Source organism: Nocardioides pakistanensis, from assembly GCF_054781215.1.
On the sequence record NZ_BAAGUV010000038.1, the window covers coordinates 1 to 15,743 of the forward strand.

Sequence of the window (15,743 nt, forward strand, 5' to 3'; positions counted from 1 at the left end):
CATTACCCAAGGCCTACCGCGAACCACCGAATCGCCGCTCACGAAATCAACACCGGTGGATCAGGGTTCAGTCGCTGATGAGTCGGCGCAGATACCCGGCTACCTCCTCACGTTCGTCTTCCCTTTCGTATTTCTGGATGCCTCAGACTGGCGCGACGGTGTCGCCTGGGCGCTGTTCGCCGTCCTCGCGGCCGCACTGGTCGTGACGACTGACCTCGTCTTGGTCAGCCCGGTCCTGCTGCTCGCGGGGTACCGCATTTACCGCGTAGAGACGACCTCTGGTTACGCAGGCATCATGCTGTCGTCGTTTCGGCCGCACCGACACCAAACGGTCGAGGCTGTGCAACTATCTGCGGGAGCGATCAAGACGGTGAACGTCCAGAACTAGGGGGATGAATGGCCATAAGCCCAGCCCTGTCAGACATCGATCCCGACTCACCAATTTCCCTGTCTGTCGGGTGGCGCTCGGGAACGAAGCTGAGGTTAGCCCAGATGGTGTTGGGGGAAGAGGTAGTCGAGCAGTTCCGACAACTCGTCGCCGACACGCTTGACAGCCTGGAGGAACGGACCTCCGAGGAGTGGAGTCCTGAGGCTGACCTCACGCCGGAGACCTATCTGACACTCAACCGAACCCTCCTGGGTGAGGCTCCGCTGCTCGCTAGCGAGCACGAGGACCTCACGTTCGTTGATGCCCTGCTCGCCCCAGAAGCGCTCCCGGTTCTCCCACCCAGCGACCTCCCGGCGAGAGACCTTGAGCTTTACGCCATCACGGTAGGTTCGCAGCCCGGAGAGAGGGCTTCCTTCGTGAGGAGGTCGAATCCGCGCCGCGGCCTGCGCGCCGGTCGGCTCCTGACCAGCTACCACGACGTCTTAGCGCGCATCGACGCGCCCGTCTTCGGCTTCGACCTCGACATCGACCTCATCCTCGTGGGCGACCTCGTTCATGTCTTGTCTCAGACCACCTTCGCCAAGCTGTTCCGCGACCAGGAAACACTGATCGGGCGTGTGCCTGCGTGGACGGGAGCCGTGGCCGCGCACATTCCGATGGCCGACGAAGGTCGTGCTCGCCTCGAGGCCAAGGTCCTGCGAGATAGCCGTCTTGCGCGCCGCCTGGAGACGATCGCCAACAGAGGGCACCTTGAGGGCATCACCACGGAGGAGATCCGCTCGAAGATGGCGGTCGTGGGGCTTGATCATGAAGTGCTGATAAACGCTCAGGGGGAACTGACGCTAGAGGAGGAACACATCCCCAGCGTTCTCCACTTCCTGAACGAGGACCTCTTCCACGGTGTCTTGACCAACGCCGGTTTCCGGGCAGACCGCAAAGCGCCCCGCTAGACCCTGGATGCATGCCAGCCCGGCGCAGCCATCCGGCGCCGTGTGCAAACTACGCACCGGACGTGTGAAGCTACCCCGATCGCGACCTTTCCCGGCCGCCAATCTGCGCGCAACGGATGATTTCGGGAAAGCCCTCACCGATCTGATGTCCACGACATCGAAGCAGCCCGGACCCCCGTCACGTGGGTCCGGGCTGTGCTGTTTCCACGAGCATCCGCGTCGACTCAGCCGAGTGCCTCGCAGAGGCGCGTGTCGCGCAGCGTCTCGGAGTCCTGGCACTGCTCCTGCGCCCAAGCCCTGACGTCGGCACCGACGCTGCGCAGGATCTCGGGGGAGTCCTGGACCGCGGCGCCGAGCTCGGCCAGGTCGCGGCAGGCTTCGAACACCGGCTCGAGGTTGACGTCGTCCTCGAGGTTCGTCGACTCGGCGGCCCGCGCCACCGCGTCCTGACAGCCGCCTGCTTCCTGGTCGCCGTCCGCTCCCTCGCCGTCCCCGCACGCCGCCAGGAGAAGCGCGCTGAGTGAGAGTGCCGCGACCTGCCGGAGCTTCCTCATGCCGGTCGAGTCTAGTGGCGTGACGCGGCGGCCCGTGGACGCGGCGAGGCCCACAGGGACGGCGGACCCTTGGCGGAGCAGCCTCCGCGTGGGAGCGACGGTCGCGCGATCGGCCAAAGGGCTGTCAGACCACAGGGCATTACGTACCGTTGTGTCCGAACTGGTGAACGGGCAGGGGAAGCTTGATGAGTGGCCAACAGCGTGGCCTCGGACGCGGTGAAGCGGCTGAGCTGCTCGTCGACCTGTCCGAGGCGATCAACTCCAACCTCGACCTCACCGAGGTGCTGCAGGCGGTCACCGACGTCGGCACCGAGATCTCGGGCGCTGCGTTCGGCGCCTTCTTCTACAACGCCGTCGACGATGCCGGGCGGTCGTACCGACTGCACGTGCTCTCCGGCGCCGACACCCAGCAGTTCGTCGGCCTGCCCTCCCCGCGGATCACGCCGCTGTTCGAGCCCACCTTCTCGGGGACCGGCATCGTGCGGATCGACGACCTCCACCACGAACCGCGGGCCGGCACCCTGCCCACCGGGCACCTGCCCGTGCGCAGCTACCTGGCCACCCCGGTGGTGACCGCGGACGGCGAGATCATCGGCGGCCTGCTGTTCGGGCATCCCGAGCCGGGCGTCTTCGGGGAGCGGACGGAGACGCTGGCGCGGACCGTCGCGTCCCATGCTGCCGTGGCCGTGCGCAACGCGCGGCTGTTCGCCGCGGAGAAGGAAGCCCGCCGCCGGGCGGAGGAGATGGCGGCCAGCCTCGCACTGTTGCAGGACGTCACCGCCAAGCTGGCGACCGCCCGGCGCACCGAGGACGTCCTCGACACGCTCGTCGAGGCGATCGTGGAGCCGCTCGGGGCGGAACGGCTCGGTGTGTACGCGCCGGGCCAGGACGGTCGACTCAGGTCGCTCCCGACGGCGGACCTCGGTCCCCGTGTGCGCACCGCCTACTACGAGGTCGTACCTGACTTCCCCTCGCTCGGCAGGCGCGCCTTCGAGGAGGCTCGGCCGCTGTGGCTCACGAACCGGAACGAGCTCGAGAAGGGCTATCCCGAGCTGTCGGCCGACCTCGCCGAGGTGCACGCCCTCATCGCACTTCCGCTGATGGTCGCCGGCATCTGTCACGGCTCGATGGTCCTGACCTGGACCTCCGAGCGCGACTTCGGCACCGAGGAGATCGGCCTGCTCGAGGCGGTGGCGGGGCAGCTGGCCGCCACCATGGAGCGGGTGCGAGCCGCGGAGGCCGAGACGATCGCCCAGGCCGAGCTGCACCAGTACGTCGCCGAGCTGACCGAGTCTTCCCGGACCCTGCAGCGCTCCCTCCTGCCGCAAGCGCTCCCACAGGTCGAGGGCCTCGAGTACGCCGTGCGCTACCTGCCCGGGACCGCCGGCGCCGAGGTCGGTGGCGACTGGTACGACGTCGTGGTCAGCCCGCAGGGCGTGGTCACCCTCGTCGTGGGCGACGTGGAGGGGCATTCCTTCTCGGCTGCCGCGGTGATGGGCACGGTGTCCACCGCGCTGCGCGCCTACCTGCTCGAGGGCCATGCTCCCGAGGTCGCCCTCGCCCGGGTCAACCCGATCGTCGAGCAGACCGGCGTTATCGCGACCTGCTGTCTGGTGAGCCTGGACCCCTCGACCGGCGAGGTCTCGGTGGTCCGCGCCGGTCATCCGTACCCGATCTACCGGGTCGCCGACGGTACGACGCGTGAGGCCGGCGTCGAGGGTGGCCCGCCGCTCGGCGTCGCACCCACGGCCGTGTGGCCGGTGACCAAGGGTTGGGCCGCTGCGGGGGACCGGTTGGTGCTCTACACCGACGGGCTCGTCGAGCGCAGCCAGAAGGCTGACGAGGTCGAGCTCAGCCAGCTCGTCGGCGTGGTCGCCGGAGCCTCGGGTTCGCCCGAGCACGTCGCTGACCTGGTGCTCGACTCACTGCCGGGCAGGGCCGAGGACGACGTCGCCCTCCTGGTCGCAGACTTCACCGGGCGAATCCTCGAGACCTGTGCCCGGATCCGCGTGGAGTCTCAGCAGGAGGTGGCGGTGGCACGGCGGTTCAGCCGGGAGACCCTCCGCGACTGGGAGCTGGTAGGGCTCACCGAGTCGGTCACCCTGCTGGTGAGCGAGATGGTGACCAACGCGCTGCTGCACGCAGACGGGACCGCGGTGCTCGAGCTGCGTCCGGAGCGCGGCGGGGTCCGCGTCTCGGTGACCGACACCACCGCCTTGACCCCGCAGCCTCGCGACGCCGACGGCGATGATGTCAACGGCCGAGGGCTGCTGCTGGTCGAGGCGCTCGCCCAGGACTGGGGCGTGGAGCCGGCGGCCTCGGGCAAGACCGTGTGGGCCCGCGTCGTCGACGCCGAGCCCATGGCCGAGCAGGTCGCTCGCTGAACGCTCCTGCCTGCTGTGCACGACGGACGCCCCGGTCCTCTCGGCCCGGGGCGTCCGTCATCTGTGCTGCACGGATCAGGTGATCCGGATCGCGCCCTTCAGCACGCTGCGGGCCTTGGTTGCCTTGTCGACGAGCACCAGCGTGCGCGCCGTACGACGGGCGCCGGGAGCGACGTACACCCCGACCCGGATCCGGCCTGAACCGATCCATCGGACGGCATCGACCCGAACGCCGGCACCTCGGACGAGCACTGCCGTCGACCGCGAGAAGTTGGCGCCACGCAAGGTGAGCCAGGCGAAGCTGCCGCGGACGAGCGCCTTGCGGCCCATGCCGGCTGCCTTGGGAGCCGGAGCCACCTTCAGGCATCCGGTGCAGGTGAACCTGCCACCGTCCCGGTGAGTCACGGTGAGCGTCCGCGCTCCGACGGCTGCGTCAGGTGCGACCCACAGGCCGAGCCGGACGACCTTCGCGCGCCGGGACAGGATCCGCGTCCGCACGCCCTCGCCGGAGACCGTGACCTTCACGCCGGGCCCGAACTGCCCGAACAGCCGGATCACTGCCTTGCGCGCACCCTGTCCGACGGTGTCGCCGGACATCGCACGCAACCGAGGCCCGAAGCCGGTGCGTAGGCAGCCGCTGCACACAGCGTCCGCCAGGCCCGGCGCGCTCACCGTGAGGTCGCGAGCACCCACCGGTGCGCCCTCGGCAACATCGACCGTCAGCACCAGCGTGCCCGGACCGACGACCTGGGTGCGCCTGACGGTCACGCCGGCACCGGAGATCGCAGCCCTCGCGTCGTCGGCGAAGCCGGCGCCGCGAACCTTGAGCACCAGTCCTTGCGCGCCCTGCGGGAGCACCTTTCGGGTCACCGAGTCGACCCGCATTGCCTCGACGGGAAGCGCGACACCACTCTTCACGATGAACGTCACGGCGTTGCTCGTGCCCGTGTTGCCTGCGTCGTCCTTCTGCGTCGCCTGGGCGGTGTAGGTGCCGGCGGCGAGCTTGGCCGACGTCACGGCCCAGCTTCCGTCCTTGCCCACCTGCGCGGTCAGCTGCTGTGCGGCCTTCCCGCCGGTGGCCGTGCCGGTGAACAGCGACAGCGAGACGCTGCCCTTGTCGCCGGCCCCGGTGCCCGCCTTGCCCGAGAACGCCGGACGGTCGCTGACCGTGCTGCCGTTGGCCGGGCTCGAGATGCTCACGCTCGGTGCCGTGGTGTCGGCAGGCAGTCCGCCGCCACCGCCACCACCGGCCGGGGGAGGCGTGCCGCCACCGCCACCGCCGCCACCAGGCGGAGTCGTGGCGACGTCCACCGTGAACGTGCTGGTGGCTGTCCCGATGTTGCCGGCCTGGTCGGTCTGCGTCGCGACGACCGTGTAGTCGCCGTTGGCCAGGTCGACCTTTGGGGTGGCCGTCCACGTGTTCCCAGAGCCGAGTGCAACATCGGGGTCCGGCATGACTGAACCCGTGCCGGAGTGCAGCGTTACCGTCACGCCGGCGAGGTCGCCGGTGGCCGTGCCCCGGGTTCCACTGATCACCGGCTTGCGGGTGTTGGTCACAGTCGAGCCTGATGCCGGGTTCGTGATCGTGACCGCCGGGTCCGTCGTGTCCGCAACGACCGTCTTGACGGTGAAGGTCACCAGAGCGTGACCGACGTTGTCGGCGTCGTCGCGTTGTGTCACCTGCGCCGTGTAGGTGCCGTCAGCGAGTGGGAGGGAGGTTGCCCAACCGCCCTGCCGGTCGATCGTGACGGATCTGGTCGTAGGCGCGGCACCGACCACGTCAGGAGTCACCCTGAGCGTGACGGTCGCGTCATCGCCGGGCTCCCGACCCGCCGTCCCCCGGATCTCCACGGTGCCTGAGGTGAGGGTGGTCTTGTCTGCCGGTGCGGTGATCCGCACTGCCGGTGCCGTGGTGTCGGGCACCAGCTGGAAGCGGACCGGAACGCTGATGCCGGTGACGCCGGCGTCGGAGGTCACCGAGGCCAGGGCGGTGTAGCTACCGGGCGGGAGCGTCCCAGGCACCGTCGCCGACCAGGTCCCCCCTGCGCTCTGGGCCGTGACGGTCGCGGCCGGGTCTCCCTTGCTGTAGCTGCTGGAGTAGAGACGAACCAGGACGGACCCGTCGACACTGGTCGTCCCGGACATGGTCGCGGGGCTCTCCGCGTCGGTCGCCGGTGCGGGCGTCGAGATCGCAACAGCGGGCACCGCTTGCCCTGCGTTGAAGACCTCCGAGACGGTCTTGACGGAGATGCCGCGAGCGACCTGTTCGGGTGCGGTCAACCAGGCGACGAAGGCGTCGAGCGTCGAGGAGTCGATCGGGCGGGAGCCGTTCATGCATTCGGCGTAGGCCGCGGGATCGGCGGAGGAACAGACCCGATGGAAGAGGACCGGAAGCCAGCCGCCCCCGGCCGTGTGGGCGGTCTCCACGGCTGTCTGCAGACCCTCGAGGGTGAGCGCGGCGCTGCCGACGCCGCCCAGGATCCGGATGCCGTAGGGGCCGTCCACCGGCCCCGCAGGGGGCAGGCGGTCAGCCGACGTCGGGCTGCCGAACTGGAGACCACCGGCCTTGCGCGCGGTCTGGTAGCCGCATGCCTGGACCAGTTCGATCGCCTCGGCGTCGAAGCTGCCTGCCGCGTAGGCGAAGGAGTGAGCGGGGAACCCCTGCTGGGCGAGGCGGATCCGGTCGTCGCACAGCTGGACCCACTTGTCCTCCGGGCTCAACGCCGGTGAGGTGATGTCGATGTGGTCCCGGGTGTGGCCACCGATCTCATGACCGGCGGCAGCGAGCTCTTTGGCCTGGTTCCACGTCATCGTGCCGCCACCGCCGCGCTGGTCGATGGCGCCTGAGTTCAGGTAGAACGTGCCGCGGGCGCCGTGCGCCTCGAGGATGCTCGCCGCGTTGTACTGCGCGGTCAGTCCGTCATCGAAGGTCAGCGAGACGACGACCGGTCCGGCTGCCTGTGCTGGTGCTGCGCTCAGGGCCGTCAGCCCTGTGATGCCGATCGCCGTAGCGACCGCAGCTCGCCCCCACCGGGCGATCCTGCCATGAGTGTCCATCTGGCCCCCCTCGGATTGGCCTCGAACGAGTACGCGGCCTGTCACCGCGTGTAGGGACGATGGAAACAAGGCTTGGGCGTGAGGACGCCCCCAAAGTTGGTCATCTTTGGGGGCGTCCTCGTGAGCGGCGGAGAGTCAATCGATGCGCAGGCCGCGGCGCAGCGCATGGCGTCCCCACGTGGCCGCGTCGGTGAGCACGAGGGTGCGCGGAGTGCGACGGGCACCGGCGGCGACGTCCAGCGAGACCTCGATGCGCGACGGCCCGACGTGCCGCACCCGAACCACGCGCACCCCGCCTCCGGACACGGAAACCCTTGTCTGCTTGGTGAATCCGGATCCGAGCACAGCGACGCTCGTCAGTTCACCTGGCCGCACGCTGCCGGGCTCGACGCGTCGGGCCTTCGGGCCGCGGACGACCTCGAGGCATCGGTCACACGTCACCTGACCGCCCACGCCATCGGTGACGCTCAGGGCACGCGCCCCGGGCCGGGCCGCAGCACCGACCGTCACTGCGACCCTCATCGTCCTCGCGGTGCGGGAGAGGAGCATTGCCCTGGCGCCCTTGCCCGAGACCTGCACCGTGGAGCCGGGCGCGAAGCTTCCGTGGAGCTTCACGACCGCCTTGGAGGCGCCCTGTCCGACCGTCCGGCGCGAGACGCTGTCGATCCTCACCACCGGCCTGGGCACGACTCTGAAGGGCACCGGCACGCTGACCCCGGTGACGCCGCCGGCGGTGACGCGGGCTCTGACCGAGTAGTCACCGTGGGGCAGTGCCGCCGGAAGAGCGACCCGCCAGCTGCCACCGCTGCTGGTCGTGCCGAGCGTGTGCAGGGGTGTGCCGACGCTGTACCTGCCCTGGAAGACCTCGACGGTCACCGGCCCGTCAAGACTGGTCTGTCCACGCAGCTCCGTGGGCTCGGCGACGTTGCCCGCGAGCGGTGCGGTGACGCCCACCCAGGGGACAGCGCGCCCGGAGTTGAACGCCTCGGTGACCGTCCTGACCGAGATCCCCCGAGAGCGTTGGGCAGGGGCGGTCACCCACGCCAGGAACCGGTCGAACACGGCGGCGTCGATCGGCCGGTAGCTGGCCATGCAGTCCTTGAACTCCGGCTGACCCCGGAAGCACACCCGGTGGAACAGCAACGGCAGCCAGCCACCGCCGTGCGCGTGAGCGGCGTCGACCGCGGCCTGCATCGACTCCGCGGTGACCGGGCCGTTGTAGCTCGTTCCGAGTGCTTGGATCCGGTAGGGCCCGTGCAGCGGTGGCACGGTCTCGGCGTAGTGCGGGCCGGTCTCGAGGAGCGAGCCCGCGGTGCGCGCCGACTGGTAGCCGCAGGCCTCGAGGATCTCGATCGAGGTCTCCTCGATGGCGCCGGTGGGGTAGGCGAAGCTCGTCGGACGGAGCCCCTGCTCGTCCAGGCGAGCACGGTCGGCGCAGATCTGCTGCCACCGCCCGGCGTAGGTGAGCTCCTCCCCCGAGAGCGCATAGTGGTCCCGGGTGTGACCGCCGATCTCGTGCCCGGCCCTGACCAGCTGCTTGGCCCAGGCCCACGACATCGTGCCGTGACCACCGCGCTCGTCGATCGCTCCGGAGTTGACGTAGTAGGTGCCGCGCACGCCGTGCTTCTCCATCAGAGCGCCGGCCTTGTACTGCGAGGTCAGCCCGTCGTCGAACGTCAGGGACACGGCGACCGGACCCTCGGCGGCAGCCGAGGGCCGGGCGGTGAGCACGAGGACGCCCGCCGCGCCGACCACGAGGGCGAGCGCGGCACGTGCCTGCCGGACGAACCATCCGCGTGTGGCCATCGGCGTTCCCTCCGTCCGCGCGCACCCTCCCGCCGGGCCGCTGCGACACGTCGATGGAAGCAGTCGCGGAGAGCCCCGTCGTCCTCAGAGTTGGCGAGATGCGGACGGTTGAGGACACAGCACCGCCCGGGCCGATGGGGGATGACGGCCCGGGCGGTGGTCTTCGGGGTGGGTCAGACGAGTGCGGGCTCGCGCTCCTCCGTCTTGCTGCGCAGGGGGCAGCCGGGCACCAGCTTCAGGCAGGCGACGGCGGCACCGGCGAGCACCGCCATGGCGCCGACCATCGGAACCGCCCAGCCGTCAGGAGCCTGCTGCACGAGGACGAACCCGCCCATGACGAGCACGAACCAGCCGAAACCCTTGCGCAGCGCGGCCTCCGGGATGCGCCCGGCCAGGCGTCCGCCGATCACGCTGCCGACGATCGCGGCAGCGGTCACCGCGAGCACGAGGCCCCAGTCGAGGTGCACCGAGCTGAGGTACCCGGCCAGTCCGCCGAGGGACTTCATCGCGATCACCAGCAGCGAGGTCCCGACGGCGACGGCCATCGGCAGGCCGCCGAGGAGAGCCAGTGCCGGCACGACCAGGAAGCCGCCACCGGCGCCGACCAGGCCGGTGACCAGACCCACGACCAGGCCGTCCAGCAGCACCCGGAACACCGGCAGCTCGGTGTGCTTCCTGGTCTCGTCGACCTTGCGGCCGCGGATCATCGCGATCGAGGTGGCGACCATCATCAGCGCGAAGGCGATCAGCAGCAGCTCACCGGGCAGGTGGCCACCGAGCATCCCGCCCAGGAAGGCGCCGACCAGACCTGCCGCTCCGAACAGCAGACCGGTGCGCCAGCGCACCCGTCCGCCGCGAGCGTGGCTGATCGCACCTGCCGCGGAGGTCACACCCACCACGAACAGCGAGGCGGCGATGGCCTCCTTGGGATCCATCCCGGCCACGTACACGAGGATCGGCACCGTGAGGATCGAGCCCCCTCCGCCCAGCACACCGAGGGAGACCCCGATGAGCAGGGAGAGGGCGAGCACGATCACGAGAGTTGCTGACATCTACACATCACGCTTTCTGACGGCTGTTGCGGTTGTGGGGGGAGCGGCTCAGGCGACGATCGGCAGGCCGGAGGCGGCAGCGTTCTCGTCGAAGGAGTCGTCCACGGAAACCACGTCGTAACCGCGGGCGTCGAGGATCGAGGCGACCACGCTGGCGCGGTAGCCGCCGGCGCAGTGCACCCACAGCTTCTTGCGCGGCACGTCGTCGAGGTGCGCGAGGATCGCGTGGATCGGCACGTTGACCGCACCCTCGATGTGCTTCTCGTCGAACTCGGCCGGGCGGCGTACGTCGAGCACCACGATGTCCTCGTCGCCGCTGTCCAGCGCGACCTTGAGGTCCTTGAACGTGGCCACGTCGAAGCGGCCCAGCGGGGCGCCGTCGGCCCACTCGTCGGGCTTGCCGGTGGCCATCGCGGCCGGCTTGGCGAGGCCGATGCGCGCCATGTCGCGCTGTGCCTCGGCGACCTGCTCCGGGCTCTCACCCAGCAGGGTCACGGTGGCGTCGTACGGCATGATCCAGCCGAGGTAGGTGATGAACTGGCCGTCGATGCCGAAGTTCACGCTGCCCATCAGGTGACCGGCGGCGAACGCCTCGCGGGTGCGCAGGTCGACGACCCACTCGCCGGCGTCGATCCGGCGGCGCAGCTCGGCGGGGTCGGCCAGGCTCGGCTCGGACAGGTCCGGCGCGTCCGGGCCGGCGGAGTTGGCCGGACCCATCTGGGCGTAGTAGGCCGGGAACTCCTCGAGGCCGGCGAGCAGCTGCTCGACGTACTCCTCCTCGTCCTGCGTGAGGGCGGGGTTGGCGAGCTTCTCCTGGCCGATGGTGCTGGCGAGGGCCTCGCTCTGGGTGGCCGAGCAGAAGCTGCCGAAGCCGTGGGTCGGGAAGACCTCGGTCTCGTCGGGGAGCTCCTCGGCGAGCCGGTGCGCCGAGCGCCACTGGGCGCGGACGAGGGTGTCGGTGTGGTCGGGGCCGAGCAGGTCGGGTCGACCGGTGGAGCCGTAGAGCAGCGAGCCGCCGGTGAACACGGCGACCGGCTGGTCCCCGTCGCTCAGCGCGAAGGAGAGGTGCGTGTGCGTGTGGCCGGGGGTGTGTACGACGCGCACGCGCATCGTCTCGCCGACCTCGACCACGTCGCCGTCGTGCACGCCCACACGCTCGAAGGAGACCGGGTCGTCGGCGTTCACGTGGTATGCCGCGCCGACCTCCTGAGCCAGCGCGAGACCGCCGGTCACGTAGTCGTTGTGGATGTGCGTCTCGAACACGTGGGTGATCGCGACGCCGGCGGCTTCGGCCACCGCGAGGACTCGGTCGTAGTCACGCTGCGGGTCGACGACCAGGGCCACCTTGCCGTCATGGGCGAGGTAGGTCCGGTCTCCGAGACCGGGAGTGTCGATCGGGGTCACGGTGATCATGCGGGCTGCCTCCTGAAAACTGCATCTGTGGATACCCAGGGGGGTATTACCGTCCTACGGTAACAGTCAATGCGGATACCCCCCGGAGTATTCCCGCCGACGGCAGGTCCATGCCACCGCTAGAGTCCGGGAGGTGGCCGACTGCCTGTTCTGCCGGATCGTCGCGGGGGAGACTCCCGCGCACCTGGTGCTGGAGACCGACGACCTGGTGGGCTTCCTGGACATCCGGCCGGTGTTCAAGGGGCATGTGCTCCTGGTGCCGCGTGAGCACGTGCCCACGCTGCCCGACCTCCCGGTCGGTCTGCGGGACCCCTTCTTCGCCGCGGGCCAGCGCCTGGTCGCGGCAATGGTGTCCGGGCTCGGCGCGCAGGGCAGCTTCGTGGCGATGAACAACGTCGTCAGCCAGAGCGTCCCGCACCTGCACCTGCACGTGGTGCCCCGCACCAAGGGCGACGGGCTGCGTGGCTTCTTCTGGCCGCGCACCAGGTACGACTCGGACCAGGAGATGGCGGGGTACGCGGCACGGGTCAGCGCCGCCCTCGCCGGCCAGTCGACATCGGCACCCGCAGCGGAGGAGGACTGACATGGGCTGGTGGAACGAACAGGTGGTGCCCCGGGCGACCGACCTGCTGCTCGGCGCGGGGGAGGTGCACAAGCTCCGGGCCAAGGTCTGCGAGGGCCTGGAGGGCGAGGTGCTCGAGATCGGCTTCGGGTCCGGGCTGAACATCGAGCACTACCCACCGGCGGTCACGAAGGTCGCCGCGGTGGAGCCGTCGGACGTGGCCTGGCACATCGCGGAGGACAAGCACATCGGCGCAGCGAGCGTGCCCGTCGTACGCGCCGGCCTGGACGGGCAGGTGCTGGACCTGCCGGACGACTCGATGGACTCAGGGCTGTCCACCTTCACGCTCTGCACGATCCCGCACCTCGACGCGGCGTTGAGCGAGATGCGCCGGGTCCTCAAGCCGGGCGGGGTGTTCCGCTTCGTCGAGCACGGTCTGGCGCCAGACCGCAACATCGCGAAGTGGCAGCACCGGCTGACCCCGCTGCAGCGCCGGTTCGCGGCCGGCTGCCACCTCGACCGGCCGATCGCCGAGGCGGTCTCGGCCAGTGGGCTGAAGATCGAGCAGCTGGAGACCTTCTACCTCCCGGCGCCCATCCCCGGCGCGAAGGTCGCCGGACACCTCTACCTGGGACGTGCGGTCAAGCGCTGAGCCCGCGCTGGCTACAGTGAGCCCACTTCCACCTCTCACCACGTCAGCGCCGTGCTGCGGCGCACAGGAGGAGCCCAGATGAGTCGTTACGCAGGTCGTGTCGCCGTCGTCACCGGATCCGCCCGCGGCATCGGTGCCGCCACCGCCAAGCGCTTCGCCGAGGAGGGCGCCGCCGTCGCGATCCTGGACCTCGACCAGGACGCAGCGGCCGCCACCGCGGAGGGCCTCGGCGCCGAGAAGGCGATCGGGCTGGCCTGCAACGTCGCCGACGCCGCGTCGGTGGAGGCAGCCGTGGCCCAGGTCGTCGCAGAGCTCGGCAAGATCGACGTCCTGGTCAACAACGCCGGCGTCACCCGCGACAACCTGCTGTTCAAGATGACCGAGGAGGACTGGGACACGGTCATGAACGTGCATCTGCGCGGCTCGTTCCTGATGAGCCGTGAGGTGCAGAAGCACATGGTCGCGGCGAAGTACGGCAAGATCCTCAACCTCTCCAGCGTCTCCGCGCTCGGCAACCGCGGGCAGGCCAACTACTCGGCGGCCAAGATGGGCCTCCAGGGGTTCACCCGCACTCTCGCCCTGGAGCTCGGGCCCTTCGGCATCAACGTCAACGCGATCGCGCCCGGCTTCATCGTCACGGAGATGACCGACGCCACCGCGCGCCGCGTCGGGGTGGAGCCTGAGGACTACCGCAAGGCCGCCGCCGAGGCCAACCCGGTCCGCCGGGTCGGCTACCCGGAGGACATCGCCGCGGCCGCCGCCTTCCTGTGCAGCGACGAGGCGTCCTACGTCACCGGCCAGACCCTGTACGTCGACGGTGGCGCCAAGATCTGACCGCGCCGGACAGGTCTGCACCACCGTTACCTGTCTGTGATCTCGACCGCACCCGTCACGGGTGATTGAGCGTGAAACGTCCCGCAGATGTGATCTGCGGGACGTTTTCGCGTCCTGAGGATTGGAAATCCTTGCCGACGTCTGTCTAGTCTCTCCGGGCGCTTCGGGGAGGCGTCGCCGACGGGGGTCGGCGGCGTCGAGCCAGGGGCCACCACAACTTCACAACCAGGCAGGGTTTACGCCGAGTCCTACCCGCCCGCGCCTGGTCCTGTCCCGTAACCGATCACCTTGGGTAGGAGTGGGGGACCCACATCGTCACGCGTCCTCCGGACGCTCGGGGTGAAGTCGCCGAACCGGCGGCAGAGCACCTTTCAGCTCTAACCCGACAGCTCACCTCACAGGCGTGGAAAGGGAACTCCTCATGCCTGCGATCATTCGCGCGCGCAGCTTTGCTGTGCTCTCCGTCCTCGTCGCCGCCGTCATGGCGGCCAGCCTCGTCGCCTTCGCCCCGTCCGCCGACGCCGCCACCCGCGGCAAGCGCATCATGAAGGCCTTCGACGTGGTCCGCGCCCAGAAGGGCGACCAGTACCAGTACGGCGCTGCCGGCCCGAACCGCTTCGACTGCTCCGGTCTGGTCTACTACAGCTTCCGCCGGGCCGGTTTCACCAACATCCCGCGTACGTCGAGCCAGCAGGCGCAGTTCGCCGACCGGATCAAGAAGAAGAACATGCGCCGCGGCGACCTGATGTTCTTCTACGACGGCGGCGGCGTCTACCACGTCGGCGTCTTCGCCGGCTGGAAGAACGGCAAGCGATGGATGGTGCACGCGCCGTACGGCTCCAAGAACGTCCAGCGCGGCACCCCGTGGACCAACCGCTGGTTCGCCGGCACCCTGCGGTGACCCAGGGTTGATCCCGAGCTGACACAGCTCACAGTCCGAAACGCAGGGTCGCTGCCCGGTCGGGCAGCGGCCCTGCGTCACACTTGGCCCCATGGTTGGAATCCCGTTGCGCCTGAACCTCTCGGCCCGTCGCGGCCCTCGCCCCGGTCTCCGTCTCGCCGCGCTGGTCCTCGCCGGGTCGGTGGCCCTCGTCGGCTGCGGTGGAGGTGACGAGGAGGGCTCCCCGGAGCCGTCGGAGTCGCCCGACGCGCAGGGGACCGCCGCAGGCGCGACCCTCTCGGGCGAGTGGCCGCTGACCGGCCTGCCCGCCGACGGCAAGGCGCCGGGGCACCCGGTGATGGTGGTCAAGATCGACAACACCTCGCCGAGCAGCCCCCAGGTCGGGCTGAGCGGCGCCGACCTGGTCACCGAGGAGCTCGTCGAGGGCGGCTCGACCCGGCTCGCGGTCTTCTACTACTCCCACGTGCCCGACCGGGTCGGCCCGGTGCGCTCGATCCGGGCCACCGACATCGGGATCGTGAAGCCGGCCAAGGCGGTGATGGTCGCCAGCGGCGGTGCGCCGGTCACGATGGGCCGGGTGAAGTCCGCCGGCATCCGCGTCGTGACCGAGGGCGGCACCGGGTTCTCCCGGGACGGCAGCCGGCGCTCGCCGTACAACCTCTTCATGAACCTTCCGGCGCTCGCGCGCTCGCTCAAGGCTCCGGCCACCCCGCCGAAGAGCTACTTCACCTGGGGTGACGAGGCGGGCTTCCCGGCCGGTCAGAAGGCCGGCCGGATCTCGGCGACCTTCTCCGGCGGACACACCACCCAGTGGGAGTTCCGCAAGGGCAAGTACGTCAACACCAACTCCTACGCCGCCGCCGGTGACGAGTTCCGGCCCGACACCGTGGTCGTGCTCCGCGTCCAGGTCGGCGTGGCGAACTACAAGGACCCCGCCGGCAACCCGGTCCCGGAGACCAAGTTCTCCGGCAGCGGTCCGGCGATGGTGTTCCACAACGGCTCCCTGGTGCGCGCGACCTGGGTCAAGAAGGGCCTCGACTCCCAAGTCAGCCTGAAGACCAAGGCGGGGGAGCTGCGCTTGCCGCCGGGCAAGGTGTGGCTCGAGCTCGTGCCGGCCAACGGCGGCAACGTCACGTTCGGCAAGTAGGTCTCAGCGGGGTCGGGTCTCGACGGGCTCGACCAGCGGGCTG

The 15,743-nt window shown here is 69.9% G+C and carries 13 protein-coding genes and 1 riboswitch; of the genes, 8 read left to right on the plus strand and 5 right to left on the minus strand.

The features are described from left to right. Positions 1 to 388 (plus strand): hypothetical protein (locus tag ACYVIH_RS15200; RefSeq protein ID WP_460870312.1); only part of this gene is annotated, 388 nt, incomplete at its 5' end. Between the two features lie 104 nt (positions 389 to 492). Further along, positions 493 to 1,338 carry a hypothetical protein gene (locus ACYVIH_RS15205; protein ID WP_460870314.1) on the plus strand — a complete coding sequence of 282 codons (846 nt, stop codon included), beginning with the start codon at positions 493 to 495 and terminating at the stop codon, positions 1,336 to 1,338. 224 nt (positions 1,339 to 1,562) lie between these two features. Here the strand turns inward: ACYVIH_RS15205 and ACYVIH_RS15210 are convergent, their stop codons facing one another. Further along, the gene (locus ACYVIH_RS15210) at positions 1,563 to 1,892 is read right to left on the minus strand and encodes a hypothetical protein (protein ID WP_460870315.1); all 330 of its coding nucleotides are present in this window, start codon (positions 1,890 to 1,892) and stop codon (positions 1,563 to 1,565) included. A 185-nt stretch (positions 1,893 to 2,077) separates the two neighbouring features. Here ACYVIH_RS15210 and ACYVIH_RS15215 point away from each other — a divergent pair, with 185 nt between their 5' ends. Then, complete coding sequence (locus ACYVIH_RS15215) at positions 2,078 to 4,276, plus strand: SpoIIE family protein phosphatase (protein ID WP_460870316.1); 2,199 nt, start codon at positions 2,078 to 2,080, stop codon at positions 4,274 to 4,276. A gap of 75 nt (positions 4,277 to 4,351) precedes the next feature. Here ACYVIH_RS15215 and ACYVIH_RS15220 read toward each other — a convergent pair whose 3' ends face one another. The 4 genes from ACYVIH_RS15220 to ACYVIH_RS15235 all read right to left on the minus strand — a co-directional run bounded on the left by ACYVIH_RS15220 (position 4,352) and on the right by ACYVIH_RS15235 (position 11,604). Next, positions 4,352 to 7,333, minus strand: coding sequence for an Ig-like domain-containing protein (locus ACYVIH_RS15220; protein WP_460870317.1), 2,982 nt, complete (start codon positions 7,331 to 7,333; stop codon positions 4,352 to 4,354). Positions 7,334 to 7,468: 135 nt separating this feature from the next. After that, positions 7,469 to 9,139 (minus strand): polysaccharide deacetylase family protein, encoded by a 1,671-nt coding sequence (locus ACYVIH_RS15225; RefSeq protein ID WP_460870318.1) that lies wholly within the window; start codon positions 9,137 to 9,139, stop codon positions 7,469 to 7,471. 173 nt (positions 9,140 to 9,312) lie between these two features. Further along, entirely contained in the window at positions 9,313 to 10,191 is an 879-nt protein-coding gene (locus tag ACYVIH_RS15230) for a sulfite exporter TauE/SafE family protein (protein WP_460870319.1), read from the minus strand. 48 nt (positions 10,192 to 10,239) lie between these two features. Next, entirely contained in the window at positions 10,240 to 11,604 is a 1,365-nt protein-coding gene (locus tag ACYVIH_RS15235) for an MBL fold metallo-hydrolase (RefSeq protein WP_460870320.1), read from the minus strand. Positions 11,605 to 11,737: 133 nt separating this feature from the next. Between ACYVIH_RS15235 and ACYVIH_RS15240 the strand changes: the two genes are divergently transcribed. From ACYVIH_RS15240 to ACYVIH_RS15260, 5 genes are all read left to right on the plus strand, one after another. Continuing rightward, entirely contained in the window at positions 11,738 to 12,187 is a 450-nt protein-coding gene (locus ACYVIH_RS15240) for an HIT family protein (protein ID WP_460870321.1), read from the plus strand. A 1-nt stretch (position 12,188) separates the two neighbouring features. Beyond that, positions 12,189 to 12,818, plus strand: coding sequence for a class I SAM-dependent methyltransferase (locus tag ACYVIH_RS15245; RefSeq protein WP_460870322.1), 630 nt, complete (start codon positions 12,189 to 12,191; stop codon positions 12,816 to 12,818). A gap of 78 nt (positions 12,819 to 12,896) precedes the next feature. Beyond that, entirely contained in the window at positions 12,897 to 13,652 is a 756-nt protein-coding gene (gene fabG, locus ACYVIH_RS15250; RefSeq protein WP_460870323.1) for a 3-oxoacyl-ACP reductase FabG, read from the plus strand. A 261-nt stretch (positions 13,653 to 13,913) separates the two neighbouring features. After that, a riboswitch (cyclic di-AMP (ydaO/yuaA leader) is annotated at positions 13,914 to 14,070 on the plus strand. Between the two features lie 3 nt (positions 14,071 to 14,073). Beyond that, on the plus strand, positions 14,074 to 14,553 hold the full coding sequence (locus tag ACYVIH_RS15255) for a C40 family peptidase (protein WP_460870324.1): 480 nt from the start codon (positions 14,074 to 14,076) through the stop codon (positions 14,551 to 14,553). Positions 14,554 to 14,644: 91 nt separating this feature from the next. Further along, a complete protein-coding gene (locus ACYVIH_RS15260; protein WP_460870325.1) occupies positions 14,645 to 15,700 on the plus strand; it encodes a DUF3048 domain-containing protein in 1,056 nt (351 codons plus the stop codon). Positions 15,701 to 15,743 lie beyond the last annotated feature (43 nt).